Below are 25,683 nucleotides of genomic sequence, written 5' to 3' on the forward strand. Positions count from 1 at the left end.
TCGGACAGCGTGCAACGGATGGGGAGGCAGGGACGACGGTGGCGGAACGGAGCACGGCTGCCGTCGACGTGGCAGACAACAGCGGCGAGCAGCCGCTGACCGCCAAGGCGGACCAGTCCACGGCCGACGGGGTGGCCAAGAAGCCGGAGCGGGACACGGACAGCGACGAGGCCCAGGGGAGCAGCGGAGTAGAGGATCAGGGAAAGGCCTCGCCTCCCGAACTGCACAGCGGTCACAAGCTGGCCAGACGCTACCGGCTGGAGGAGTGCGTCACCCGTCTGGACGGATTCAGCAGTTGGCGTGCGGTCGACGAGAAACTCCGTCGTGCCGTCGGCGTCCATGTGCTGCCCGCGGACCATGTGCGGGCCCGTTCCGTGCTGGCCGCCGCCCGTTCCTCCGCGCTGCTCGGCGATCCGCGCTTCGTTCAGGTCCTCGACGCCGTCGAGGAGAACGACCTGGTCTACGTCGTGCACGAGTGGCTGCCCGACGCCACCGAGCTGACCGCGCTCCTAGCGGCCGGCCCGCTGGAGCCGCACGACGCCTACCAGATGGTCAGTCAGGTCGCCTCCGCCATGGCCGCCGCGCACCGCGAAGGCCTCGCCCATCTGCGCCTGAACCCCAACGCCGTCCTGCGCGCGTCGACCGGCCAGTGGCGCATCCGCGGTCTCGCCGTCAATGCCGCGCTGCGCGGCATCAGCTCCGACACCCCGCAGCGCACCGACACCGAGGCGATCGGCGCCCTGCTGTACGCCGCACTGACCCAGCGCTGGCCCTACGAGACCGACGCGTACGGCCTGTCGGGCCTGCCCAAGGACGTCGGGCTCATCGCGCCGGACCAGGTGCGGGCGGGCGTCCACCGTGGGCTGTCCGAGCTGGCCATGCGCGCCCTCGCCAACGACGGGGCCACCGCGTCCCGTCACGAGGCGGCGTGCACCACTCCGGAGGAGCTGGTGAAGGCGATCGGCGAGATGCCGCGCATCCGCCCGCCGGAGCCGGCCTTCACCGCACCGCCGGAGTACCAGCGCACGACCTACCAGCAGGGCACCTACGGCCGGCCGGCGCCCCACCCCGGTGCCACCTCGCCGGTCGCGCCGCCCCCGTTGCAGAGCCGCACCGGCAAGGCCCTGAAGTGGGCGGTCTCCGCCCTCCTCATCGCCGCCCTCGGCCTGGGCAGCTGGCAGTTGGCGGACGCCCTCATGGACCAGGGCGGCAAGTCCGACGGCACCAACAAGAGCCAGACGACCGACGGCGGAGACAAGAGCGTCACGAAGCCGAAGACGGCGCCGATAAAGATCCAGGGCAGCCAGGAGTTCATCGCCAAGGGAGACGCCCAGCACCCCGGCGACGTACAGAAGACGTACGACGGTGACGCGTCCACGTACTGGCGGACCAAGACCTTCAACGAAGGCCCCCGGATCGCGCCGTACAAGCCGGGCGTCGGCATCGTCTACGACTTGGGCTCAGCCCGGCAGATCGACACCGCCACCCTCGCGCTGCGCTACCCGGGCGACCACACCACGGTCGAGTTGTACGCGGCCGACTCGCTGACCCCTCCCTCGCTCGACTCGATGGACAGGATCGGCAGCGTCACGACCACGGGCACCACCGCCACCGTGAAGGTCAGCAAGTCGGTCAAGACGCGCTACGTTCTCGTCTGGCTGACGGCCGTTCCGTATTCGGGTCCGGACTCGGCCGCATACGCCGGTGCCGGCTACAAGCAGGCCATCGGCGAAGTGAAGTTCACGGGCTGACGTCTCACCCGGACCGGAGGGGGCAGATGGCGGAGGGCGCCGGATACGACGGTGTGAGCGACCACGATCTGCTCGCCCGCCATGTGGAAGGCGATCCCGATGCCTTCGGTGAGATCGTGCGACGGCACCGGGATCGGCTCTGGGCGGTCGCCCTGCGGACGCTGGGGGACCGCGAGGAGGCCGCTGACGCGGTCCAGGACGCCCTGGTGTCGGCTTACCGGGCCGCCCACACCTTCCGGGGCCAGTCGGCCGTCACAACGTGGCTGCACCGGATCACGGTGAACGCATGCCTGGACCGTGCCCGCAAGGCGGACTCACGCAAGACCGCTCCGGTCGATGACACCGAGCGGCTGGAGCAACTGCTGGAGCCGCACGAGTCGGCCTCGGCGCCGGCCGAGCGGAACGATGTGCACCGCCAGCTCCTCGAGGCGCTCGGCACCCTTCCGCAGGAGCAGCGGGCCGCCCTGGTCCTTGTCGACATGCAGGGCTACCCGGTGGCGGAGGCCGCTCAGATCCTCGACGTGCCCACGGGAACGGTGAAGAGCCGGTGCGCCCGGGGCAGAGCCAGGCTTCTGCCACTGCTCGGCCATCTGCGGCCGGGCGGCAGCGAAGATCCACGGTCCGGCGATTCCGGGAGCGGAGACGAATCCGGTCCGGGACGGAACCCGATGCAGGGGACATCCGTCCCACCGGCAACGGAGTCTCCCGGCGGACGTCCAGGAGACACGGGACCGAGCGATTCAGCCACGGTGAAGGGCGGAGGTGGGCGAGCGTGACCTCGACGGCAGACACGGCCGGGCACCCGGACGTCGCGGAGATCTCCGACCTCACCGAGGGCCTTCTCCCCCTGGACCGCAGCACGGATGTACGGCGCCATCTGGGCGCATGTGAGACGTGCGCGGACATCCACGCCTCCCTGGAGGAGATCCGGGGGATGCTGGGCAGCCTCCCGGCACCAGAGCCCATGCCGGTCGATGTGGCCCAGCGCATCGATGCCGCCCTCGCTGCCGAGGCTCTCCTCAGCTCTTCCGACGGGAGGAGCACGAGCCATGTTTCACGTGAAACATCGGCGCCGGCCGATCGCCCCGCCGGACGTCCGCAGGCGACGACCGGGCCGGGGCGGATGAAGAAGGGACGCACTCACCGGCGCAGGGCCGTCGTCCTGGGGAGTGTGCTGACCGCTGCCGTCCTGGGTGCCGGGGCACTGGTGCTCCACTCTCTCGACAGTGGCACGTCCACCACAACGGCTCATGGCAAGCCGAGTGCGTCCGCCGGCCCGTTCTCCGGGGCCAGCGTGCAGAACCAGGTGCGGGACCTCCTGGCTTCGCCGAAGGCCACCCAGCGGGGCTCCACCAGTCAGCGACCGCGGTCCGGCATCGACTCCGGGCAGGGCACCGCGGGGGCGACCGCGAGCGCGAACACGCTGCTTCAGCCCGAGGTCGCGGTCCCCGACTGCGTGCGGCAGGCGATCCCTCGGGGGGAACAGGCCCTCGCCGCAAAGACGGGCACCTACGGCGGGAAGAACGCCTACCTCGTCGTCCTGCCGGACCCCGGCAACAGCGCGCGGGTCACGGCCTATGTGGTCGACGCGGCCTGTGTGGGGCAGCAACCGGTCACGGCGGGCACGATCCTCCTGAAGCAGTCCTTCGCTCGTTCCTGAGTCTGCAGAAGCGTTCGGTCAGTCGTCCTCGCGCACGCGTGTGCCCGGGTACACCGGGAATGCGGGCCCCGTAGGATCCGTTGGGTGGGGTGAGAGTCCCGAAAGAGGCTCGCACCGGTCGACTGACACAGACCAGAGACGAGGAATCAAGCCGTGAGCGACGTCCGTAACGTGATCATCATCGGCTCCGGGCCCGCAGGCTACACGGCGGCGCTCTACACCGCCCGTGCGTCGCTGAAGCCCCTGGTGTTCGAGGGCGCCGTCACCGCGGGTGGCGCGCTGATGAACACCACCGAGGTCGAGAACTTCCCGGGCTTCCGCGACGGCATCCTGGGCCCCGAACTCATGGACAACATGAGGGCGCAGGCCGAGCGCTTCGGCGCCGAGCTCATCCCGGACGACATCGTCTCCGTCGACCTGACCGGTGAGATCAAGACCGTGACCGACACCGCGGGCACGGTCCACCAGGCGAAGGCCGTCATCGTCGCCACCGGCTCCCAGCACCGCAAGCTCGGCCTCCCGAACGAGGACGCGCTCTCCGGCCGCGGGGTCTCCTGGTGCGCCACCTGTGACGGGTTCTTCTTCAAGGACCAGGACATCGCCGTGATCGGCGGCGGCGACACCGCGATGGAGGAGGCCACCTTCCTCTCGCGGTTCGCCAAGTCCGTGACGGTCGTCCACCGCCGGGACTCGCTGCGTGCCTCCAAGGCGATGCAGGAGCGCGCCTTCGGCGACCCGAAGATCAAGTTCGCCTGGGACAGCGAGGTCGCCGAGATCCAGGGCGAGCAGAAGCTCTCCGGTCTGAAGCTGCGCAATGTGAAGACCGGCGAGCTGTCCGACCTGGCGGTGACGGGTCTGTTCATCGCGATCGGCCACGACCCGCGCACTGAGCTGTTCAAGGGGCAGCTGGACCTCGACGAGGAGGGCTACCTGAAGGTCGCCTCCCCGTCCACCCGCACCAATGTCGCCGGTGTCTTCGCCGCCGGCGACGTGGTCGACCACACCTACCGCCAGGCGATCACTGCGGCCGGCACCGGCTGCTCCTCCGCCCTGGATGCCGAGCGCTTCCTCGCCGCTCTCGCGGACGAGGAAAAGGCGGAACCCGAGAAGACCGCCGCCGTCTGACCCCTCCCCTCCCCGCCCCCCACACGATCAAGGTAAGGAGCCCCCTGTGGCCGGCACCCTGAAGAACGTGACCGACGACTCCTTCGAGCAGGACGTCCTCAAGAACGACAAGCCTGTCCTGGTGGACTTCTGGGCCGCCTGGTGCGGTCCGTGCCGCCAGATCGCCCCGTCCCTCGAGGCGATCGCCACCGAGTACGGCGACAAGATCGAGGTCGTCAAGCTCAACATCGACGAGAACCCGGGCACGGCCGCGAAGTACGGCGTCATGTCCATCCCGACGCTGAACGTCTACCAGGGCGGCGAGGTGGCCAAGACCATCGTCGGCGCCAAGCCCAAGGCCGCGATCGTCCGCGACCTCGAAGAGTTCATCGCCGAGTGACGTTTCACGTGAAACACGAATGGGCCAACCCGCACGGGCTGGCTCATTCGTTTGTGTCCCGCCGCTCAGCGGCGGGACACAACCGCATCCCTCCGGTGAACGGTGGCTAGAGCGGCCTCAGGGCCGGCTCCTTCTGGACGGCGCCCAGGAGCCGGTCGATCGCCATCTCGACGTCTTCCTTCCAGGAGAGCGTCGAACGCAGCTCCAGCCGCAGCCGGGGGTACGTGGGATGCTGCCGGACCGTCTTGAACCCCACGGCCAGGAGATGGTCTGCCGGCAGCAGGCAGGCGGGTTCCTTCCAGCGGGCGTCCCCGAAGGCCTCTATGGCCTTGAACCCCCGGCGCAGCAGATCCTTGGCGACCGTCTGTACCAGCACCCGTCCGAGACCCTGTCCCTGATATCCGGGCATGACGAACGCCGTCATCAGCTGGACGGCATCCGGTGACACCGGACTCGTGGGAAAGGCCATCGAGCGCGGCACATAGGCCGGGGGAGCGTAGAGCACGAAGCCCACCGGCACATCGTCGACATAGACCACCCGGCCGCACGATCCCCAGTCGAGCAACACGGCGGAGATCCAGGCCTCTTTCTCCAGTGCGGCTGTACCCTCCCTTACCGCCGCCTCGCCGCTGACAGCGTCCAGCTCCCAGAAGACACATGAGCGACAGCGCTTGGGAAGGTCCTGAAGGTTGTCCAGCGTGAGCGGCACGAGCCGTCGCCCCATGAAGGCTGTTCCTCGCTTCCTTCGCCCGCCGCATCGCGCGCGGCTGTCAGAGCACTGCGTTCCCTGAGCAGGCTGCCGACGAATCCGCCGACGGCTCCGAGACCCAGGCCGGCGCTCACCAGTCGGGTGCGGCTCATCAATCGCATGGCCCCGTCTCCCCCACTCAGAGATGCAGATGCTGTCCGGTGGATGTGCCATACCCGACCGCATCGTATCCACGATGCGATTCCCTCGATACCGTCTCAAAGTAAAGAGCGGGCCGTGTTCCGGTACACACCGGACACGGCCCGCTTCCTGCACCGCCGCAGCGCGGCCACGGGAGTCACACGGGATCAGTCGTCCTGGTCTCCCGTCGCGCCGTCCTGCAGCTCGTTCTGGAGGACCGGCCCTTCATCAGGGGCCAGGGTGTTCAGGATCCGCTGCAGATCTTCGACGGAGGCGAACTCGACGGTGATCTTGCCCTTCTTCTGCCCGAGGTCAACCTTCACCCGGGTCTCGAAGCGGTCCGACAACCGGGTCGCCAGCTCGTTCAGCGCCGGGGAGAGCCGGGAGCCGGCGCGCGGTCCCTTGGGCCGCTGAGGCTTCTGAGGCCGTGAGCCCATGAGGGTCACGATCTCCTCGACGGCCCGCACCGACAGCCCCTCGGCCACGATGCGGTGGGCCAGCCGGTCCTGCTCCTCCGAGTCCGTCACCGACAGCAGCGCCCGGGCGTGGCCTGCGGAGAGCACCCCGGCGGCGACCCTCTTCTGGACGGTCGGCGAGAGCTTCAGCAGGCGCAGCGTGTTGGAGACCTGGGGGCGGGAGCGTCCGATCCGGTCGGCCAGCTGGTCGTGCGTGCAGTTGAAGTCCTTGAGCAGCTGGTCGTAGGCCGCGGCCTCTTCCAGCGGGTTCAACTGGGCGCGGTGGAGGTTCTCGAGCAGTGCGTCCAGGAGCAGCTTCTCGTCGTCCGTGGCCCGGACGATCGCCGGGATGGCCTCCAGGCCCGCCTCACGGCAGGCACGCCACCGGCGCTCACCCATGATCAGCTCGTAGCGGCCGGGGCCGAGCTGCCGTACGACGACGGGCTGCAGGAGACCGACCTCCTGGATGGAGGTGACCAGCTCCTGGAGGGCATCCTCGTCGAAGACCTCACGCGGCTGGCGCGGGTTCGGCGTGATGGCGTCGAGGGGAATCTCGGCGAAGTGGGCACCCATTGGCGGCGCGGGCGTCTCCGCGACCGGGCTTGCCGCGGGGTCCCCGGTTTCATGTGAAACAGGCGGCAGGGTCGCCACCTTCGCCGCGGCCACCCCGCGCTCGGAGGCCAGCACCGGGACGGCTGCGGGAGAGGCGGACGTTCCGCCTCCCGTACCGGTCGACGCCGGGTTCTTCTCGACCGGGGCAGCGGGGATCAGCGCACCGAGACCTCGGCCCAGCCCCCTTCGTCGCTCACTCACTGAATCCCCTCCACCATGCTCGGGTCACTCTGATGGCCGATATGGGCCTGGCTGGCGTCGTAGCTGATGCCGATGCCCTTCAGCGCGATTTCTCGGGCCGCCTCAAGGTATGAGAGGGCACCGCTCGATCCAGGATCGTAAGTCAGCACCGTCTGCCCGTAACTCGGCGCCTCGGAAATGCGGACCGAGCGGGGAATGCTCGTCCGCAGCACTTCGTCACCGAAGTGGTTGCGCACCTCATCCGCGACCTGGGAGGCGAGACGCGTCCGGCCGTCGTACATGGTGAGCAGGATGGTCGATACATGCAGGGAAGGGTTCAGGTGACCCCGCACCAGATCGACGTTGCGCAGCAGCTGGCCCAGGCCTTCCAGCGCGTAGTACTCGCACTGGATCGGGATGAGGACCTCCTGGCCCGCGACCAGCGCGTTGACCGTCAACAGACCGAGCGACGGCGGGCAGTCGATGAGGATGTAGTCCAAGGGCTGCTCGTACGCCTGGATGGCTCGCTGCAGCCGGCTCTCCCGCGCCACCAGGGACACCAGCTCGATCTCCGCACCGGCGAGATCGATCGTGGCGGGGGCACAGAAGAGCCCTTCGACGTCCGGAACGGGCTGGACGACCTCGGCGAGAGGCTTGCTTTCCACCAACACGTCATAGATGGAGGGAACTTCGGCGTGGTGGTCGATCCCCAGGGCTGTGGACGCATTGCCCTGCGGGTCGAGGTCGATCACCAGGACACGGGCACCGTGCAGAGCCAGCGAAGCGGCGAGATTGACGGTCGTCGTCGTCTTGCCCACGCCACCCTTCTGGTTGGCAACCACCATGACTCGGGTCTGCTCCGGTCGCGGCAGGCCTTCGCCGGCGCGGCCGAGAGCCTCCACCGCCAGTTGGGCCGCACGACCGATGGGAGTGTCGTCCATCGGAGGCGGTGTTTCACGTGAAACATCCGCCCCCATCGACTCGGTACGGGGACCGGGGACCGGATCGGTCATCGGTCCCGCGATGTTGGCGTCGGACCGCAAGGATTCACTCTCCTCGACTTCAGGCTCGCAATGAACAGAGCCTCCCATGTCTTCGGGGTCGTGAACCAGTGAGGCCGGGTCTTCTGTGGAGAAATCCACCTCTGTGGACAACTCCGGAACCTCCCCGAGTGAGCCGAGAGGCTTCCGGTCGCGGGGTTCGGCCGCAGCGCGGCCGCGACTGATGATGCCGTGCAGCAGTGAGCGACGTTTCACGTGAAACACGATGCACAGCCGCAGCGGCCGGATCTTCGCGACACTCCGCTTGCGTAGCTATGGCAGCTTGTGTGGAGTACGTCCAGTCGTCGGTACGGATCAAGGCCGCCGCACCACCGACCGACTCAACGACGACGGCGAGTGCGCCCCGTCCGCGCGGCCTTCGCCCGTTTGGCGGCAAAACGGACGCCGCCCGGGCTCTCGCCGACCTCGACCCGCACCACCGTGGACAGTGGATCCACGATGCCCTCACCCACGTGGAGGATCGACGTCTCCACCGCACCGAGCTTGGCGAGCGCGACGGCCGCAGCCTTCAGCTCCTCCTCCGCGGTGTCGCCCTTGAGCGCGAGCATCTCGCCGTACGGGCGCAGCAGGGGAATCCCCCAGGTGGCCAGACGGTCCAAGGGGGCCACGGCACGGGCCGTCACCACGTGGACCGGCGGCAGCTTCCCCAGGACCTCCTCGGCCCGGCCACGCACCACGGTGACGTGGTCCAGGCCGAGCAGCTCGACGACCTCGGTGAGGAAATTGGTGCGCCGCAGCAGGGGCTCCAGCAGGGTGATGTTGAGATCGTCCCGGACCAGGGCCAGGGGGATGCCCGGCAGCCCGGCGCCGGAGCCGACGTCGCAGACCGTCACCCCCTCGGGGACGGCTTCGGAGAGCACCGCGCAGTTCAGCAGATGCCGCTCCCACAAGCGGGGCACTTCCCGCGGGCCGATCAGGCCACGCTGTACACCCGCCTCGGCGAGCAGCTCCGCGTAGCGCACCGCATCGGCGAACCGATCACCGAACACTTCGCGCGCCTGCTCGGGCGCGGGGGGAAGCTCCGCTGCCTCCGTCACGGGGACCGTCCTTCCGTACAGCACCGGTGCTTCGCGCACCGGCCACCAGAACTACCAGGCTGACAAAGTTCGGCCCCGCCTGCTCAACAGACGGGGCCGGTCAAACAGGAATGACCACTCAGGCGGGCAGCACGACGACGAACCGCTGCGGCTCCTCGCCCTCGGACTCGCTGCGCAGTCCAGCGGCCTTGACCGCGTCGTGCACGACCTTGCGCTCGAAGGGGGTCATGGGCCTGAGCTTCACGGGCTCGCCGGTGCTCTTCACCTCGGCCGCCGCCTTGGCGCCGACTTCGGACAGCTCGGCCCGCTTCTTGGCCCGGTAGCCCGCGACGTCCAGCATCAGCCGGCTGCGGTCACCGGTCTCCCGGTGGACGGCCAGGCGCGTCAGCTCCTGCAGCGCCTCGAGCACCTCGCCGTCCCGGCCGACCAGCTTCTGCAGGTCCCGGCTGCCGGTGTCGCTGATGATCGACACGGAGGCGCGGTCGGCCTCGACGTCCATGTCGATGTCGCCGTCGAGGTCGGCGATGTCCAGCAGACCCTCGAGGTAGTCCGCCGCGATCTCACCCTCCTGCTCCAGGCGGGTGAGGGTGTCTGCACCCTCGGCAGCGGCGGAGGTGGTGCCTTCCGTCACGGGATGGGCTCCTTCTTACTTCTTGGACGGGGACTTGGGCCGCTGCGGGCCACCCTTGCGCTGGCCGGACTGGGCCTTGCTGCGGGCGCCGGAGCCGGGTTTCGGGGCCTGCTTGGCAGCGGCGGGCTTGGGGCCCTCTGGCTCGTCCGACTTCTCCAGCGAGGGGGAGTCGCCGGCCTGCTTGGACCCACCGGACTGCCGCTGGGCCTTGGTCTGACGCTTGGGCTGCTGGCGCCGGCCGGCCGCACCGGCGGCCGCGGCCGTGGCCGTGGTGGTCGCCGTGCCGTCCTCGCTCTGCGCCGTGGCCTGGGCCGCGCTCTGCACCACGGTGCCGTCCGCCTGGGCGGCGAGGCCGGCCTTGTTCAGCGCGTTGATGAACTTGCGCTCGAACTCGTTGCGGTCGCGGCCCTTGGCGACGATCGCCTTGACGATGGCCTTCTCGCTGCGCCGGCGGACCTTGCCGTGCAGCGTGACGTGCTTGGTCAGACGGTCCAGGTATGCGGCCTGGGCCTTGGAACCCGGCGTCGGGTTGTTGTGGATGACGTACATCTGCTGGCCCATGGTCCACACGTTGGTGGTCAGCCAGTAGACGAGGACACCGACCGGGAAGTTGATGCCGAAGACGGCGAACATGACCGGGAAGACGTACATCAGCATCTTCTGCTGCTGCATGAACGGCGTCTTGACGGTGGTGTCGACGTTCTTCGTCATCAGCTGGCGCTGCGTGTAGAACTGCGAGAACGACATCAGGACGATCATGACCGCGGTCACGACCCGGACATCGGTCAGCGTGGCGCCCAGCGCCGCGACCTTGTCCGAGCTGTCCATGAACTTCGCCGCGAGCGGGGCGCCGAAGATGTGCGCCTTACGGGCACTGGCCAGCAGCGGCTCGTTGATGACGCCGATCGTCTTGCCCGTCGCGATGCCGTTGAGCACGTGATACAGGGCGAAGAAGAACGGGGACTGCGCCAGGATGGGAAGGCACGAGGAGAGCGGGTTGGTGCCCGACTCCTTGTACAGCTTCATCATCTCTTCGGACTGGCGCTGCCGGTCGTTCTTGTAGCGCTCCTGGATCTTCTTCATCTCCGGCTGGAGCGTCTGCATCGCGCGCGTCGCCTTGATCTGCTTCACGAAGAGCGGGACCAGGCAGATGCGGATCAGGATCACCAGGGACACGATGGACAGGCCCCAGGCCCACCCGGTGTCCGGACCGAAGATGGTGCCGTACACCTTGTGGAACTGGACGATGACCCAGGAAACGGGTGTCGTGATGAAACTGAAGAGGCTGGCAATCGTGTCCACTAATCATGCTCCTTGGGCATGGGACGAGGTCTCTGCGGCCGGGCTCGAAGGTAGCTCGGAGGAATGCTCCTCGGCCGTCCCTTCGATGGCCGGTTCGGCGGCGGAGGGCCCGCCCTTGCGTGCGCGCCATGCGTCGCGCAGCATTTCGTGCCACCGCGGGCGCTTGCGCGGCGGAACATGGTCCACACCGCCGAGCGACCACGGATTGCACCGGAGGATGCGCCAGGCAGTGAGTGCCGTTCCCTTGATCGCACCGTGCCGGTCGATGGCCGTGTAGCCGTAGTGGGAGCACGACGGGTAGTACTTGCACACCGGCCCGAGCAGCGGACTGATCGTCCACTGGTAGAGCTTGATCAGAGCCAGCAGCGGGTACTTCATGGCGCGCCCCCTCCCAGCAGCCGCTGAAGGGCGGCATCCAGGTCTCGGGCCAGCTGTGCGTGGTCTGCGTCGCCCGATCCGGGCAGCGCTCGTACGACTACCAGGCTACCGGGGGGAATCAGGGCCACTCGGTCACGCATCAGATGACGCAGTCTGCGCTTCACTTTGTTGCGCACGACCGCGCCACCCACGGCCTTGCTGACGACGAAACCCGCACGCGTCGGAGGAGCGCTCTCCCCAGGCGCGTGCGGGTCCGTGGCACCGCTACGAAGGTGGACGACGAGAGTCGGGCGGCCGGCCCGGCGGCCTCGTCGTACCGCGGTCGCGAAGTCCTCGCGCCGCCTCAGCCGGTTCTCGGTGGGCAGCACGACGTCATGACCTGATCGGGATCAGGCGGACAGACGGGCGCGACCCTTGCTACGGCGGGACGCGAGAATCGCGCGGCCGGCACGGGTGCGCATACGCAGCCGGAAGCCGTGGGTCTTCGCGCGACGACGGTTGTTCGGCTGGAAGGTGCGCTTGCTCACTCGGGGGCTCCAGAAAGAAATCGGTAGTGGCGGGGTGCCGTCCTGGCTGTCACCGTGCGCCCACGAGTAGCTCGCGTCACGCCCGAGTGCACCGCTTCCCGATCACCTGAAGTGATCTGTGCCCATCGGAGGCAGGCGGCAGCAGCCATCGACAACTCGACCTGGTTACGGTACGCGGGGCTGCGCCATTCGGTCAAACCAGGAGTCACGGAGAGACACTATCCACAGGCTGGGGACAACAACTTGAACCGCACCGGCCGCGCTGACTACCGTGGCTGAACTCCCATTCGTTCTTTTGTCCCCCGCCCCGGCGGGTTTGCCCCACCGACCACCCGAAGTACAACGACCCGTCCCGCGATCACACGTTCGTGGGACCTGTGAGAGAGCGTGCCCTGTGGCTGACGTACCTGCCGATCTTGCCGCAGTGTGGCCGCGAGTACTGGAGCAGCTCCTCGGTGAGGGCCGCGGACAGGGTGTCGAGGCGAAGGACGAGCACTGGATCCGGCGGTGCCAGCCGCTCGCCCTGGTCGCGGACACCGCCCTGCTCGCCGTACCGAACGAATTCGCGAAGAACGTATTGGAGGGCCGTCTCGCGCCGATCGTCAGCGAGACGCTCAGCCGCGAGTGCGGCCGCCCCATCCGCATCGCGATCACCGTCGACGACTCCGCGGGCGAGCCGCCGGCACCCGCCGCGGCCCCCGCACCGCCCACGCCGCGCTACGACGAGCCGGGGCTGCCCTCCGGGCCGCCGTCGTACGAGGGCTACGGCCGCCACCGCGCCGACCGGCTGCCGGGGACCGAGCCGCAGCCGCGCGCCGACCAGCTGCCCACGGCCCGGCCGGCGTACCCGTCCGAGTACCAGCGGCCCGAGCCCGGGGCCTGGCCGCGCCCGGGGCAGGACGAGTACGGCTGGCAGCAGCCGCGGCTCGGCTTCCCCGAGCGCGATCCGTACGCCTCGCCGTCGTCCCAGGACTCCTACGGCTCCGGACCGGACGGCTACGGTCCGCCTGCGCCGGACTACCGCCCGCAGAGCATGGACCGCCCCTCCTACGAGCAGCGCGGCGACTACGACGCCCCGCGCCCGGACTACGAACCGTCCCGGGCGGACTACGACGCGCCGCGTTCCGAGTACGACCCGTCCCGGACCGAGTACGACCAGCGCGACCCCGTGCGCCGCGAGCTGCCCGAGCAGTCGATGGGCGGGGGCCCGGCGCACCGCACGGGCCCCGGCCGGCCGGACATCCCCTCCCCGGGTGCGCCCGGCCCGCTGGCCGCGCAGCCCGCGCCCGCGAGCGGTCCCGGCGAGCCGACGGCACGGCTGAACCCGAAGTACCTGTTCGACACGTTCGTCATCGGTGCCTCCAACCGGTTCGCGCACGCGGCCGCGGTGGCCGTCGCCGAGGCGCCGGCGAAGGCGTACAACCCCCTGTTCATCTACGGGGAGTCGGGGCTCGGCAAGACGCATCTGCTGCACGCGATCGGGCACTACGCGCGCAGCCTCTACCCGGGCACGCGCGTGCGGTACGTCAGCTCGGAGGAGTTCACCAACGAGTTCATCAACTCCATCCGCGACGGCAAGGGCGACAGCTTCCGCAAGCGCTACCGCGAGATGGACATCCTGCTCGTCGACGACATCCAGTTCCTGGCGGACAAGGAGTCGACGCAGGAGGAGTTCTTCCACACCTTCAACACGCTGCACAACGCCAACAAGCAGATCGTGCTCTCCAGCGACCGGCCGCCCAAGCAGCTGGTGACGCTGGAGGACCGGCTGCGGAACCGTTTCGAGTGGGGTCTGATCACCGACGTCCAGCCGCCCGAGCTGGAGACGCGCATCGCGATCCTGCGCAAGAAGGCGGTCCAGGAGCAGCTCAACGCCCCGCCGGAGGTGCTGGAGTTCATCGCCTCCCGGATCTCGCGGAACATCCGGGAGCTGGAGGGCGCGCTGATCCGGGTGACGGCGTTCGCGTCGCTCAACCGGCAGCCGGTGGACCTGGGACTGACCGAGATCGTCCTGAAGGACCTGATCCCCGGCGGCGAGGACACGGCACCGGAGATCACCGCGACGGCCATCATGGCGGCCACCGCGGACTACTTCGGGCTGACGGTGGAGGACCTGTGCGGCACCTCGCGCGGGCGCGCGCTGGTCACCGCGCGGCAGATCGCCATGTACCTGTGCCGTGAGCTGACCGATCTGTCGCTGCCGAAGATCGGCGCGCAGTTCGGCGGCCGCGACCACACGACCGTCATGCACGCCGATCGCAAGATCCGCGCGCTGATGGCCGAGCGCCGCTCCATCTACAACCAGGTGACGGAGCTGACCAACCGCATCAAGAACGGCTGACGCCCGGCTGACGCCGGCCGGACGCCGACACTGAGGGCGCTTCTGGGATCTGTCCCGGGGCGCCCTCCGGCATGAGCGGTGTCCTCGCCGGCTCGGGGCTTCCCATCCCCCGACGGCGGCCCTGCGAGCGACCCCCGAAGCGACTCCCGGCCCCGGGGCGCCACCTCGGGGGCCTCCCGCTTCGGCGGAGGCTGCTCGCCGGCGTTCCGAAGTGGTCCGGCCGCGCCCGCGCAGGCCCGCCGAAGTCCGCGGCGGCCTTCAACCGCTCTGCAGGTGCCCGCGGGCGGTACCGGCTCGGAGGCCGGTAGCGGCATGAAGGCCGGTAGCGGCATGGAGACCGCGCCCAGGACGGCTCGCGGACGGTCGGCGCGCGGTCGTGGCTCTGCCCCGGCCGGTGTCGCCCCGGGACCGCTCGCGGGAAGGGGTTCAGGGGGTGGGCGGAGCCGGCCCACAGGGTGTGGAGGGTTGTCCGCTCGCCGGTGGGCGTTCGATTACGCGCCGGGTTACGGCCGCTCTCCACAGATTCGGTGACTTTGTTCCTTCCACATCCTGGGGACCGCGGAGTTGTCCCGAACGCCGTCCACAGGAACGCGGTGGATCACGAATCCACACAGCTCAGGGGCCTGTGGAATGGTGGACGACCGATCTCCACAGACTGTGGACGAAGCGGAGATCCACAGGCTGTGCACGGAGTTGTCCACCGGCCGCCCACAGCCCCGGGTCGGTTGTCCCCAGCGATCGCCGGCTTCTCCACATCGCTGTCCACTGTTCGGCAACGCGACGCGCCTCCTCACCGCGTCGAGTGAAAGGCGTCACACGGAGGTGCCGGGTTGGGGTGTGGGAAACACGGGTATTCCTGGGGACGCAGCTGGGGAGAACTGCCCTCGGGCTGTGGGCGAGGTGTGCAGAACTTTCCGTTCTCCACAGAGGGCCCGAGTTGTCCACCGCCTCCACCCACAGGGTCAGTGGACAAAATTCCTGCGCTGAGCTGGGCAAACGTGGTTATCCACGGTATCCACAGGCCCTACTACTACTCCCGACTAGAGAGAGCTCGGCAATCGTTTGGAAGCGGGGCCTGTGCACAACTCGCCGTCTCGAGCCCGGCTGCCCCTCCGAGCGACTTGACCCCGACGGGCACCTACTGTCAGTGCGGTGCGTCAGACTGGTCCCCGGTGTCCTTCCCTTCGCAGTGGGCGGTGACACCGAGTCGGAGGACTCAGTAGCAACAGCAGGAGGCGGCTTACGGTGAAGATCCGGGTGGAACGCGACGTACTCGCGGAGGCAGTGGCCTGGGCGGCACGCAGCCTCCCGGCCCGTCCGCCGGCGCCTGTCCTCGCCGGCCTGCTGCTGAAGGCCGAGGACGGCCAGCTGAGCCTGTCGAGCTTCGACTACGAGGTCTCTGCGCGGGTGAGTGTCGAGGCCGAGGTCGAGGAGGAGGGGACCGTCCTGGTCTCCGGCCGCCTGCTCGCCGACATCTCCCGCGCTCTCCCCAACCGGCCGGTGGAGATTTCCACAGACGGTGTACGGGCGACCGTGGTCTGCGGCACCTCGCGCTTCACCCTCCACACCCTGCCTGTGGAGGAGTACCCGTCGCTGCCGCAGATGCCGAACGCGACCGGCACCGTGCCCGGCGAGGTATTCGCGGCCGCCGCGTCCCAGGTGGCCATCGCCGCCGGCCGTGACGACACGCTGCCCGTCCTCACCGGCGTGCGCATCGAGATCGAGGGCGACACGGTCACCCTGGCGTCCACCGACCGCTACCGCTTCGCCGTCCGCGAGTTCCTGTGGAAGCCGGAGAACCCCGACGCGTCCGCGGTGGCCCTGGTCCCGGCGAAGACGCTGCTGGACACCGCCAAGTCGCTCGGCGCCGGGGACAGCGTGACGCTGGCGCTGTCCGGCGCGGGCGCCGGTGAGGGGCTGATCGGTTTCGAGGGCGCCGGGCGTCGTACGACCACGCGGCTGCTGGAAGGCGACCTGCCGAAGTACCGCACGCTGTTCCCGACCGAGTTCAACTCCGTGGCCGTGATCGAGACGGCGCCCTTCGTGGAGGCCGTGAAGCGCGTGGCGCTGGTGGCCGAGCGGAACACCCCGGTGCGGCTGAGCTTCGAGCAGGGTGTGCTGATCCTCGAGGCGGGCTCCAGCGACGACGCACAGGCTGTGGAACGGGTGGACGCGCAGCTGGAGGGCGACGACATCTCGATCGCCTTCAACCCGACCTTCCTGCTGGACGGTCTGAGCGCGATCGACTCTCCGGTGGCTCAGCTGTCGTTCACCACGTCCACGAAGCCGGCGCTGCTCAGCGGGAAGCCGGCGGTGGACGCGGAGGCGGACGAGGCCTACAAGTACCTGATCATGCCGGTGCGGCTCAGCGGCTGACGCCGTCCACAGCTGTGCACAGCGCTGGGCGCCCCCTGTGGGTGCCCGGCGCTCCAGCTCGGCGGACGGCAAAGGTGCAGGTCGCAGGGTGTACGTATGAGCGCGTATGCCCACAGCTGTGCGTGCGGGGGCGGGTTTAGGCTCAGCGGGGCACATGGGTGCCTTTCACGCCACACAGCGACCCTAAGGAACACCACTGATGGAGCTCGGTCTCGTCGGCCTCGGCAAGATGGGCGGCAACATGCGCGAGCGGATCCGCCGCGCGGGCCACACCGTCATCGGATACGACCGCAACCCCGACCTCGCGGACGTCCACAGCCTGGAAGAGCTTGTGGGCAAGCTCCCCGGGCCGCGCGTGGTCTGGGTGATGGTTCCGGCCGGTGAGCCGACCCAGTCGACCATCGACCACTTGGCCGAGCTGCTGGAGCCGGGCGACGTGGTCGTGGACGGCGGGAACTCGCGCTGGACGGACGACGAGAGGCACGCCGAGGAGCTGGCCGCCAAGGGCATAGGCTTCGTCGACTGCGGCGTCTCCGGCGGCGTCTGGGGCCTGGAGAACGGGTACGCGCTGATGTACGGCGGCGACGCCGAGCACGTCGCCAGGGTCCAGCCGGTCTTCGACGCGCTCAAGCCCGAGGGCGACCTCGGTGCGGTGCACGCCGGCAAGGTCGGCGCGGGCCACTTCGCGAAAATGGTCCACAACGGCATCGAGTACGCGATGATGCAGGCCTACGCCGAGGGCTGGGAGCTGCTGGAGAAGGTCGACTCCGTGGAGAACGTCCGCGAGGTCTTCCGCTCCTGGCAGGAGGGCACGGTCATCCGCTCCTGGCTGCTCGACCTCGCCGTCAACGCGTTGGACGAGGACGAGCACCTGGACGGCCTGCGCGGTTATGCACAGGACTCCGGTGAGGGACGCTGGACGGTGGAGGCCGCGATCGACAACGCGGTGCCGCTGCCCGCGATCACCGCGTCGCTGTTCGCGCGGTTCGCCTCCCGGCAGGAGGACTCGCCGCAGATGAAGATGATCGCCGCGCTGCGCAACCAGTTCGGCGGCCACGCGGTCGAGAAGAAGGCTTAGCCGACAGGCCAGCCGAGAAGTTGTCCACAGGGTCGCCTCCGCGATCCACAACCCGTCACCACGCTGGGGGAGGTCGGCGAACGACCATGCACGTCACGCATCTTTCGCTGGCCGACTTCCGCTCGTACGCCCGGGCCGAGGTCCCGCTCGACCCGGGCGTCACGGCCTTCGTCGGGCCCAACGGGCAGGGCAAGACCAACCTGGTGGAGGCGGTCGGATATCTGGCGACCCTGGGCAGCCACCGGGTCGCCTCGGACGCGCCCCTGGTCCGCATGGGCGCCGAGCGCGCCGTCGTCCGGGCGCAGGTGCGGCAGGGCGAGCGGCAGCAGCTGATCGAGCTGGAGCTCAATCCCGGCAAGGCCAACCGGGCGCGCATCAACCGGTCCTCGCAGGTCAGGCCCCGGGACGTGCTGGGGATCGTACGGACCGTACTGTTCGCGCCCGAGGACCTCGCGCTGGTGAAGGGGGACCCCGGTGAGCGGCGCAGGTTCCTGGACGAGCTGATCACCGCGCGGTCTCCGCGCATGGCCGGCGTGCGATCCGACTACGAGCGGGTGCTCAAGCAGCGCAACACCCTGCTGAAGACGGCCGCGCTGGCCCGGCGGCACGGCGGGCGGTCCATGGATCTGTCCACGCTGGACGTGTGGGACCAGCATCTGGCGCGCGCGGGCGCGGAGTTGCTCGCCCAACGCCTGGATCTGATCGCGGCGCTGCTGCCGCTGGCGGACAAGGCGTACGAGCAGCTGGCCCCGGGCGGCGGTCCCGTGGCGCTGGAGTACAAGCCGTCCGCGCCCGGTGAGGCCCACACCCGCGAGGATCTGCACGCCCAGCTGATGGCGGCTCTCGCCGAGGCCCGCAAACAGGAGATCGAGCGGGGCGTCACGCTCGTGGGCCCGCACCGGGACGATGTGGTCCTCAGACTGGGGCAGTTGCCCGCCAAGGGGTACGCCTCGCACGGCGAGTCCTGGTCCTACGCCCTGGCGCTGCGCCTGGCCTCGTACGACCTGCTGCGCGCCGAGGGCAACGAGCCGGTGCTGATCCTGGACGACGTCTTCGCCGAGCTGGACGCCCGCCGCCGTGAGCGGCTGGCCGAGCTGGTCGCGCCCGGCGAGCAGGTGCTGGTCACCGCCGCCGTGGACGACGACGTGCCGCAGGTGCTCGCGGGGGCGCGGTACGCGGTGTCCGGCGGGACGGTGGAGCGCGTATGAGCACCGACGAACCCGCCCCGAAGAAGGGCGAGCAGGAGCCCTCCGGGGTCGACCTCGCGCGCGTGGCGTTGCGGGCGGCGAAGGAGCAGGCACGCGCGCGTGGGGACGCGGCGCGGCAGAAGAAGCAGGCGCGCCGGGGCGGTGGCCTGCGATCCGGCGCGCGCGCCGACGGCCGGGACCCGATGGCGCTCGGCGCGGCGATCAACCGGCTGATCACCGAGCGCGGCTGGGAGACCCCGGCGGCGGTGGGCGGGGTGATGGGCCGCTGGCCGCAGATCGTGGGTGAGGACCTGGCCAAGCACTGCGTGCCGCAGAGGTACGACGAGGACGAGCGGGTGCTGACCGTCGTCTGCGACTCGACGGCCTGGGCGACCCAGCTGCGGCTGCTCGCCCCGGCGCTGGTCGCCCGGCTCAACGAGGACCTCGGCCATGGCACGGTCCGGCTGATCAAGGTGGAGGGCCCCGGCGGCCGGCCCCGCCGGTTCGGCCCGCTGCGGGCTCCGGGGAGCCAGGGTCCCGGCGATACGTACGGGTGACGTACCTCACGTCGGCGGGCCGGGTGCGGGGCGGTGCCGTACGCCCGGAGCGCCTGCGGAGCGTCTCCGTACACAGGTGCGATCCGCGTACTGACCCTGGAGTAGCCAAGGGTTGACGGCTCGAAGCGCTGAGTGCCGCTGTGAGCCCCTTGGAGCCCCCTTCCGTATATCGGGACCCGGCCGAGACCGGTTCAGGGCGGCACATGGGGACTCAGGTACCGGCAAACCCCCATCGATGTCGGCGCTACCGGTAGACTGGGAGACAATCCCGCCCCAACGTGGGGACCGCCCGGGAAAAGCTGAGCAACGCTGATCAAGGCTTACCACCGCTACATGCCGCAGCCGCTCCGACAACGCTCCCTCTGAGGGGGTACCCCCAGGAGCCCGGCTCGTGCTGTGCCAGAAAGGGCGCTTCGTGGCCGATTCCGGCAACCCCAACGAGAACATCCCGTCCACCAACGCCGGCGCGAACGGCGAGGCCACCCCCTCGACGTCGTACGACGCCAGCGCCATCACCGTGCTCGAAGGGCTGGACGCGGTCCGCAAGCGGCCCGGCATGTACATCGGTTCCACGGGCGAGCGCGGTCTGCACCACCTGGTGTACGAGGTCGTCGACAACTCGGTCGACGAGGCGCTGGCGGGCTACGCGGACACCATCGACGTGACGATCCTCGCCGACGGCGGCGTCCGGGTCGTCGACAACGGCCGCGGCATCCCGGTGGGCATCGTGCCCTCCGAGGGCAAGCCGGCCGTCGAGGTCGTGCTGACCGTGCTGCACGCGGGCGGCAAGTTCGGCGGCGGTGGTTACGCCGTCTCCGGTGGTCTGCACGGTGTCGGTGTGTCCGTCGTGAACGCGCTGTCCACGAAGGTCGCCGTCGAGGTGAAGACCGACGGTTACCGGTGGACCCAGGACTACAAGATGGGCGTCCCGACGGCCCCGCTGGTCAAGCACGAGGCGACCGAGGAGACCGGCACGTCGGTGACCTTCTGGGCCGACCCGGAGATCTTCGAGACCACCGAGTACTCCTTCGAGACGCTGTCCCGGCGCTTCCAGGAGATGGCGTTCCTCAACAAGGGCCTGACGATCCGGCTCACCGACGAGCGCGAGTCGGCGAAGGCCACCAGTGGCGCGGACGAGGCCGGCGCGGACGAGAAGGCCGAGGTCAAGGCGGTCACGTACCACTACGAGGGCGGCATCGTCGACTTCGTGAAGTACCTCAACTCGCGCAAGGGCGAGATGGTGCACCCCACGATCATCGACCTCGACGCCGAGGACAAGGACAAGAGCCTGTCCCTTGAGGTCGCGATGCAGTGGAACAGCGGCTACAGCGAGGGCGTGTACTCCTTCGCGAACATCATCCACACCCACGAGGGCGGTACGCACGAGGAGGGCTTCCGCGCGGCCCTCACCAGCCTGATCAACAAGTACGCGCGCGACAAGAAGCTGCTGCGCGAGAAGGACGACAACCTCACCGGTGACGACATCCGCGAGGGCCTGACCGCGATCATCTCGGTCAAGCTGAGCGAGCCGCAGTTCGAGGGCCAGACGAAGACCAAGCTGGGCAACACGGAGGCCAAGACCTTCGTGCAGAAGGCGGTCTACGAGCACCTCAGCGACTGGCTGGACCGCAACCCGGTCGAGGCGGCCGACATCGTCCGCAAGGGCATCCAGGCGGCCACCGCGCGCGTGGCGGCCCGCAAGGCCCGTGACCTGACCCGCCGCAAGGGCCTGCTGGAGACCGCGTCCCTGCCCGGCAAGCTGGCCGACTGCCAGTCCAACGACCCGTCCAAGTGCGAGATCTTCATCGTCGAGGGCGACTCCGCCGGCGGCTCGGCCAAGTCCGGCCGGAACCCGCAGTACCAGGCGATCCTCCCGATCCGCGGCAAGATCCTGAACGTGGAGAAGGCCAGGATCGACAAGATCCTGCAGAACCAGGAGATCCAGGCGCTGATCTCCGCCTTCGGCACGGGGGTGCACGAGGACTTCGACATCGGGAAGCTCCGCTATCACAAGATCATCCTGATGGCGGACGCCGACGTCGACGGCCAGCACATCAGCACCCTGCTGCTGACCTTCCTGTTCCGCTTCATGCGGCCGCTGGTCGAGGCCGGGCACGTGTATCTGTCCCGTCCCCCGCTGTACAAGATCAAGTGGGGCAGGGACGACGTGGAGTACGCGTACTCCGACCGCGAGCGCGACGCACTGATCGAGCTGGGCCGGCAGCGCGGCAAGCGCGTCCGCGAGGACTCGATCCAGCGCTTCAAGGGCCTCGGCGAGATGAACGCCGAGGAGCTGCGCGTGACCACCATGGACCAGGAGCACCGGGTCCTCGGCCAGGTCACCCTGGACGACGCCGCCCAGGCCGACGACCTGTTCTCGGTCCTGATGGGCGAGGACGTCGAGGCGCGCCGCCAGTTCATCCAGCGCAACGCCAAGGACGTCCGCTTCCTCGACATCTGAGTCGGTCTCAGCTGACCGCACCAGGAAGGAACTTCACCAGCAATGGCCGACGAGAACACTCCGGAAACCCCTGAGACCGAGGGCGGCGAGCTCGCGATGCGCGTCGAGCCGGTCGGACTCGAGACGGAGATGCAGCGCTCGTACCTGGACTACGCGATGTCCGTCATCGTGTCCCGTGCGCTGCCCGACGTCCGGGACGGCCTCAAGCCCGTCCACCGGCGCGTGCTGTACGCGATGTACGACGGCGGCTACCGCCCCGACCGCGGCTTCTACAAGTGCGCCCGTGTCGTCGGCGACGTCATGGGCAACTACCACCCGCACGGCGACTCCTCGATCTACGACGCCCTGGTGCGCCTCGCCCAGCCGTGGTCGATGCGGATGCCGCTGGTGGACTCCAACGGCAACTTCGGCTCGCCGGGCAACGACCCGGCGGCGGCCATGCGGTACACCGAGTGCAAGATGGCGCCGCTGTCGATGGAGATGGTCCGGGACATCGACGAGGAGACCGTCGACTTCACGGACAACTACGACGGCCGCTCCCAGGAGCCGACCGTCCTGCCGTCCCGCTTCCCGAACCTGCTGATCAACGGCTCGGCCGGTATCGCGGTCGGCATGGCGACCAACATCCCGCCGCACAACCTGCGCGAGGTCGCGGCCGGCGCCCAGTGGTACCTGGAGAACCCGGACGTCTCGCACGAGGAGCTGCTGGACGCGCTCATGGAGCGCATCAAGGGCCCGGACTTCCCGACCGGCGCCCTGGTGGTGGGCCGCAAGGGCATCGAGGAGGCGTACCGCACCGGGCGCGGCTCCATCACGATGCGCGCGGTGGTCGAGGTCGAGGAGATCCAGGGCCGGCAGTGCCTGGTGGTGACCGAGCTGCCGTACCAGGTGAACCCGGACAACCTGGCGCAGAAGATCGCCGACCTGGTGAAGGACGGCAAGATCGGCGGCATCGCGGACGTCCGCGACGAGACGTCCTCGCGCACCGGTCAGCGGCTCGTCATCGTGCTGAAGCGGGACGCGGTCGCCAAGGTCGTCCTGAACAACCTGTACAAGCACACCGACCTGCAGACGAACTTCGGCGCCAACATGCTGGCGCTGGTCGACGGCGTGCCGCGCACGCTGTCGCTGGACGCGTTCATCCGGCACTGGGTGACGCACCAGATCGAGGTCATCGTCCGCCGTACCCGCTTCCGGCTGCGCAAGGCCGAGGAGCGGGCGCACATCCTGCGCGGTCTGCTGAAGGCTTTGGACGCGATCGACGAGGTCATCGCGCTGATCCGGCGCAGCGACACCGTCGATGTCGCACGCACCGGCCTGATGGGTCTGCTGGAGATCGACGAGATCCAGGCCAACGCGATCCTCGAGATGCAGCTGCGGCGCCTGGCGGCCCTGGAGCGGCAGAAGATCGTCCAGGAGCACGACGAACTCCAGGCGAAGATCAACGAATACAACGAGATCCTGGCCTCCCCGGTGCGCCAGCGCGGGATCGTCAGCGAGGAACTGGCGGCGATCGTCGAGAAGTACGGCGACGACCGCAAGACCAAGCTGATCCCGTACGAGGGCGACATGTCCATCGAGGACCTGATCGCCGAGGAGGACATCGTCGTCACCGTCACGCGCGGCGGCTACGTCAAGCGGACGAAGACGGACGACTACCGGGCGCAGAAGCGCGGCGGCAAGGGCGTACGCGGGACGAAGCTGAAGGAGGACGACATCGTCGACCACTTCTTCGTCTCCACCACCCACCACTGGCTGCTGTTCTTCACCAACAAGGGCCGGGTGTACCGGGCGAAGGCGTACGAACTGCCCGAGGCGGGCCGCGAGGCGCGGGGCCAGCACGTGGCCAACCTGCTGGCCTTCCAGCCGGACGAGGCGATCGCCGAGATCCTCGCGATCCGCGACTACGAGGCGGCGCCCTACCTGGTGCTGGCCACGAAGTCCGGTCTGGTGAAGAAGACGCCTCTGAAGGATTACGATTCGCCTCGCTCCGGCGGCGTGATCGCGATCAATCTGCGCGAGCGGGAGGACGGAACCGACGACGAACTGATCGGCGCCGAACTCGTCTCGGCTGACGACGATCTGCTGCTGATCAGCAAGAAGGCGCAGTCGATCAGGTTCACCGCCTCGGACGAGTCCCTCCGCCCGATGGGCCGCGCCACCTCCGGCGTGAAGGGGATGAGTTTCCGCGAGGGCGATGAGCTTCTCTCGATGAATGTTGTTCGACCCGGTACGTTCGTGTTCACTGCGACGGACGGCGGGTACGCGAAGCGGACCGCCGTCGACGAGTACCGCGTCCAGGGTCGCGGCGGCCTCGGCATCAAGGCCGCCAAGATCGTGGAGGACCGTGGCTCGCTCGTCGGCGCGCTGGTGGTCGAGGAGAACGACGAGATCCTCGCCATCACCCTGTCCGGCGGTGTGATTCGTACGCGAGTCAACGAGGTCAGGGAGACGGGCCGTGACACCATGGGCGTCCAACTGATCAACCTGGGCAAGCGCGATGCCGTGGTCGGTATCGCACGTAACGCCGAGGCGGGGCGCGAGGCGGAGGAGGTCGACGGCGAGGACGCCGCCGACACCGCCGCCGAGGGGGCCCAGGCCGCCGGCACGGACGAGGGTGAGGCGCCCTCGGCCGAGTAGCACGAGGAGAGAGTCATCGTGAGCGGAGCCACGGGCGCCGGATCGGCCGGTACCTCCACCGGTACGGACACGGACGGCGGCGGCCGTGGCTCCGCCGCGAACGGGGCGGGGGCGGCAAGCCCGGCCGACCCGCACACGACCAACCTCAAGCCGGTGAAGGCGTCCCCCGCGGACGCCGCCGGCGCGTCTGGACCCCAGGGGGCCACTGTGACGGACACCCGAGGGCCGGCCGCGGCCGGCGAGGCACGGTCGTCCTCTCCCCTCCCCGGGGAGGGGCGCCAGGAGCAGCAGGGCGGGCCGTACCACCCGCCGCAGGCCTATCCGGCGCAGCCGCCCGCGGGCGCCGTACGACGGCCGCGCACCGGGGTGCGGACGGCGCCCCGCACCCGCAAGGCCCGGCTGCGGGTGGCCAAGGCCGATCCCTGGTCGGTGATGAAGGTCAGCTTCCTGCTCTCCATCGCGCTCGGCATCTGCACGGTCGTCGCCTCGGCGGTGCTGTGGATGGTGATGGACGCGATGGGCGTGTTCTCGACCGTCGGCGGCACGATCTCCGAGGCGACCGGCTCGAACGAGGCGAACGGCTTCGATCTGCAGGCGTTCCTGTCGCTCCCCCATGTGCTGATGTTCGCGGCGGTCATCGCGGTCATCGACGTGGTCCTGGTCACGGCGCTCGCGACCCTCGGCGCGTTCATCTACAACCTCTCCGCGGGCTTCGTGGGCGGCATCGAGCTGACCCTGGCGGAGGACGAGTGACGCCGCCGGCGCTCTGACCTGATGGCCCCCGACAACCGATTTTGGGACTGACGTGGTCGTGCGCTAATCTTCAGGAGTCAGCGCGCGGGAGACACCGCAGAGCGCGGCGGGGCTATAGCTCAGTTGGTTAGAGCGCATCCCTGATAAGGATGAGGCCACAGGTTCAAATCCTGTTAGCCCCACCAGTGAGAAGACCCCCGGTCCACCAGGGCCGGGGGTCTTTTGCGTGCCGATCGGCGGTTCCGGAGAAGGCCACCGGATCGATCATGCCGACGTGGAAGCCATGGTTCGACGAGCGCGAGT

The 25,683-nt window shown here is 69.2% G+C and carries 22 protein-coding genes and 1 tRNA gene; 14 read left to right on the forward strand and 9 right to left on the reverse strand.

Annotation, left to right across the window (positions count from 1 at the left end; genetic code table 11):
• The first annotated feature begins 38 nt into the window (after positions 1 to 38).
• The 5 genes from ACLU3S_RS04585 (at position 39) to trxA (ending at position 4,915) form a co-directional block, all read left to right on the forward strand.
• Positions 39 to 1,751 (forward strand): protein kinase family protein, encoded by a 1,713-nt coding sequence (locus ACLU3S_RS04585; RefSeq protein ID WP_413950420.1) that lies wholly within the window; start codon positions 39 to 41, stop codon positions 1,749 to 1,751.
• 26 nt (positions 1,752 to 1,777) lie between these two features.
• Positions 1,778 to 2,527: an RNA polymerase sigma factor SigM gene (sigM, locus tag ACLU3S_RS04590; protein ID WP_413950421.1), complete on the forward strand. Its 750-nt coding sequence runs from the start codon at positions 1,778 to 1,780 to the stop codon at positions 2,525 to 2,527.
• Positions 2,524 to 3,411: a hypothetical protein gene (locus tag ACLU3S_RS04595; protein ID WP_413950422.1), complete on the forward strand. Its 888-nt coding sequence runs from the start codon at positions 2,524 to 2,526 to the stop codon at positions 3,409 to 3,411. The genes sigM and ACLU3S_RS04595 overlap by 4 nt, the downstream gene beginning before the upstream one ends.
• A gap of 153 nt (positions 3,412 to 3,564) precedes the next feature.
• Positions 3,565 to 4,536 (forward strand): thioredoxin-disulfide reductase, encoded by a 972-nt coding sequence (trxB, locus tag ACLU3S_RS04600; protein WP_413950423.1) that lies wholly within the window; start codon positions 3,565 to 3,567, stop codon positions 4,534 to 4,536.
• Between the two features lie 46 nt (positions 4,537 to 4,582).
• Positions 4,583 to 4,915 (forward strand): thioredoxin, encoded by a 333-nt coding sequence (gene trxA, locus ACLU3S_RS04605; RefSeq protein ID WP_413950424.1) that lies wholly within the window; start codon positions 4,583 to 4,585, stop codon positions 4,913 to 4,915.
• A gap of 106 nt (positions 4,916 to 5,021) precedes the next feature.
• On the opposite strand, the gene ACLU3S_RS04610 is transcribed toward trxA, so the two are convergent.
• From ACLU3S_RS04610 to rpmH, 9 genes are all read right to left on the reverse strand, one after another.
• A complete protein-coding gene (locus tag ACLU3S_RS04610; protein ID WP_413950425.1) occupies positions 5,022 to 5,639 on the reverse strand; it encodes a GNAT family N-acetyltransferase in 618 nt (205 codons plus the stop codon).
• A 332-nt stretch (positions 5,640 to 5,971) separates the two neighbouring features.
• Positions 5,972 to 7,072 (reverse strand): ParB/RepB/Spo0J family partition protein, encoded by a 1,101-nt coding sequence (locus ACLU3S_RS04615; protein ID WP_413950426.1) that lies wholly within the window; start codon positions 7,070 to 7,072, stop codon positions 5,972 to 5,974.
• Positions 7,069 to 8,142: a ParA family protein gene (locus ACLU3S_RS04620; protein WP_413950449.1), complete on the reverse strand. Its 1,074-nt coding sequence runs from the start codon at positions 8,140 to 8,142 to the stop codon at positions 7,069 to 7,071. The genes ACLU3S_RS04615 and ACLU3S_RS04620 overlap by 4 nt, the downstream gene beginning before the upstream one ends.
• A gap of 290 nt (positions 8,143 to 8,432) precedes the next feature.
• Entirely contained in the window at positions 8,433 to 9,149 is a 717-nt protein-coding gene (rsmG, locus tag ACLU3S_RS04625) for a 16S rRNA (guanine(527)-N(7))-methyltransferase RsmG (protein ID WP_413950427.1), read from the reverse strand.
• A 118-nt stretch (positions 9,150 to 9,267) separates the two neighbouring features.
• Entirely contained in the window at positions 9,268 to 9,780 is a 513-nt protein-coding gene (locus ACLU3S_RS04630; RefSeq protein ID WP_413950428.1) for a protein jag, read from the reverse strand.
• Between the two features lie 15 nt (positions 9,781 to 9,795).
• Positions 9,796 to 11,082, reverse strand: coding sequence for a membrane protein insertase YidC (gene yidC, locus ACLU3S_RS04635; protein WP_413950429.1), 1,287 nt, complete (start codon positions 11,080 to 11,082; stop codon positions 9,796 to 9,798).
• A 3-nt stretch (positions 11,083 to 11,085) separates the two neighbouring features.
• Positions 11,086 to 11,460, reverse strand: a complete 375-nt coding sequence (yidD, locus tag ACLU3S_RS04640) for a membrane protein insertion efficiency factor YidD (protein WP_413950430.1) — start codon at positions 11,458 to 11,460, stop codon at positions 11,086 to 11,088.
• Entirely contained in the window at positions 11,457 to 11,828 is a 372-nt protein-coding gene (rnpA, locus tag ACLU3S_RS04645; RefSeq protein ID WP_413950431.1) for a ribonuclease P protein component, read from the reverse strand. Before rnpA ends, yidD begins: the two co-directional genes overlap by 4 nt.
• Positions 11,829 to 11,849: 21 nt before the next feature.
• The gene (rpmH, locus tag ACLU3S_RS04650; RefSeq protein WP_003956500.1) at positions 11,850 to 11,987 is read right to left on the reverse strand and encodes a 50S ribosomal protein L34; all 138 of its coding nucleotides are present in this window, start codon (positions 11,985 to 11,987) and stop codon (positions 11,850 to 11,852) included.
• Between the two features lie 394 nt (positions 11,988 to 12,381).
• Here rpmH and dnaA point away from each other — a divergent pair, with 394 nt between their 5' ends.
• The 9 genes from dnaA (at position 12,382) to ACLU3S_RS04695 (ending at position 25,565) form a co-directional block, all read left to right on the forward strand.
• The gene (gene dnaA / locus ACLU3S_RS04655; RefSeq protein ID WP_413950432.1) at positions 12,382 to 14,328 is read left to right on the forward strand and encodes a chromosomal replication initiator protein DnaA; all 1,947 of its coding nucleotides are present in this window, start codon (positions 12,382 to 12,384) and stop codon (positions 14,326 to 14,328) included.
• Between the two features lie 1,245 nt (positions 14,329 to 15,573).
• Entirely contained in the window at positions 15,574 to 16,704 is a 1,131-nt protein-coding gene (gene dnaN, locus ACLU3S_RS04660; protein ID WP_413950433.1) for a DNA polymerase III subunit beta, read from the forward strand.
• 199 nt (positions 16,705 to 16,903) lie between these two features.
• Complete coding sequence (gnd, locus tag ACLU3S_RS04665) at positions 16,904 to 17,782, forward strand: phosphogluconate dehydrogenase (NAD(+)-dependent, decarboxylating) (protein WP_413950434.1); 879 nt, start codon at positions 16,904 to 16,906, stop codon at positions 17,780 to 17,782.
• 86 nt (positions 17,783 to 17,868) lie between these two features.
• Entirely contained in the window at positions 17,869 to 18,990 is a 1,122-nt protein-coding gene (recF, locus tag ACLU3S_RS04670; RefSeq protein WP_413950435.1) for a DNA replication/repair protein RecF, read from the forward strand.
• Positions 18,987 to 19,526 (forward strand): DUF721 domain-containing protein, encoded by a 540-nt coding sequence (locus ACLU3S_RS04675; RefSeq protein ID WP_413950436.1) that lies wholly within the window; start codon positions 18,987 to 18,989, stop codon positions 19,524 to 19,526. Before recF ends, ACLU3S_RS04675 begins: the two co-directional genes overlap by 4 nt.
• A gap of 391 nt (positions 19,527 to 19,917) precedes the next feature.
• Positions 19,918 to 21,987 carry a DNA topoisomerase (ATP-hydrolyzing) subunit B gene (gene gyrB, locus ACLU3S_RS04680; RefSeq protein ID WP_413950437.1) on the forward strand — a complete coding sequence of 690 codons (2,070 nt, stop codon included), beginning with the start codon at positions 19,918 to 19,920 and terminating at the stop codon, positions 21,985 to 21,987.
• Between the two features lie 42 nt (positions 21,988 to 22,029).
• A complete protein-coding gene (gene gyrA, locus ACLU3S_RS04685) occupies positions 22,030 to 24,627 on the forward strand; it encodes a DNA gyrase subunit A (RefSeq protein WP_413950438.1) in 2,598 nt (865 codons plus the stop codon).
• Between the two features lie 18 nt (positions 24,628 to 24,645).
• Positions 24,646 to 25,380, forward strand: a complete 735-nt coding sequence (locus ACLU3S_RS04690; protein ID WP_413950439.1) for a DUF3566 domain-containing protein — start codon at positions 24,646 to 24,648, stop codon at positions 25,378 to 25,380.
• Between the two features lie 108 nt (positions 25,381 to 25,488).
• A tRNA-Ile gene (locus ACLU3S_RS04695) sits at positions 25,489 to 25,565 on the forward strand.
• Positions 25,566 to 25,683: the final 118 nt, after the last annotated feature.

The organism is Streptomyces sp. AF1A (genome assembly GCF_047340315.1).
Classification (GTDB): domain Bacteria; phylum Actinomycetota; class Actinomycetes; order Streptomycetales; family Streptomycetaceae; genus Streptomyces.

Bases quoted from the DNA above. Each gene is read 5' to 3' on its own strand.
- ACLU3S_RS04675 (WP_413950436.1), top strand. From the start codon at position 18,987: ATGAGCACCGACGAACCCGCCCCGAAGAAGGGCGAGCAGGAGCCCTCC.
- gnd (WP_413950434.1), top strand. From the start codon at position 16,904: ATGGAGCTCGGTCTCGTCGGCCTCGGCAAGATGGGCGGCAACATGCGC.
- yidD (WP_413950430.1), bottom strand. From the start codon at position 11,460: ATGAAGTACCCGCTGCTGGCTCTGATCAAGCTCTACCAGTGGACGATC.
- ACLU3S_RS04610 (WP_413950425.1), bottom strand. From the start codon at position 5,639: ATGGGGCGACGGCTCGTGCCGCTCACGCTGGACAACCTTCAGGACCTT.
- gyrA (WP_413950438.1), top strand. From the start codon at position 22,030: ATGGCCGACGAGAACACTCCGGAAACCCCTGAGACCGAGGGCGGCGAG.
- ACLU3S_RS04620 (WP_413950449.1), bottom strand. From the start codon at position 8,142: ATGGGAGGCTCTGTTCATTGCGAGCCTGAAGTCGAGGAGAGTGAATCC.
- sigM (WP_413950421.1), top strand. From the start codon at position 1,778: ATGGCGGAGGGCGCCGGATACGACGGTGTGAGCGACCACGATCTGCTC.
- recF (WP_413950435.1), top strand. From the start codon at position 17,869: ATGCACGTCACGCATCTTTCGCTGGCCGACTTCCGCTCGTACGCCCGG.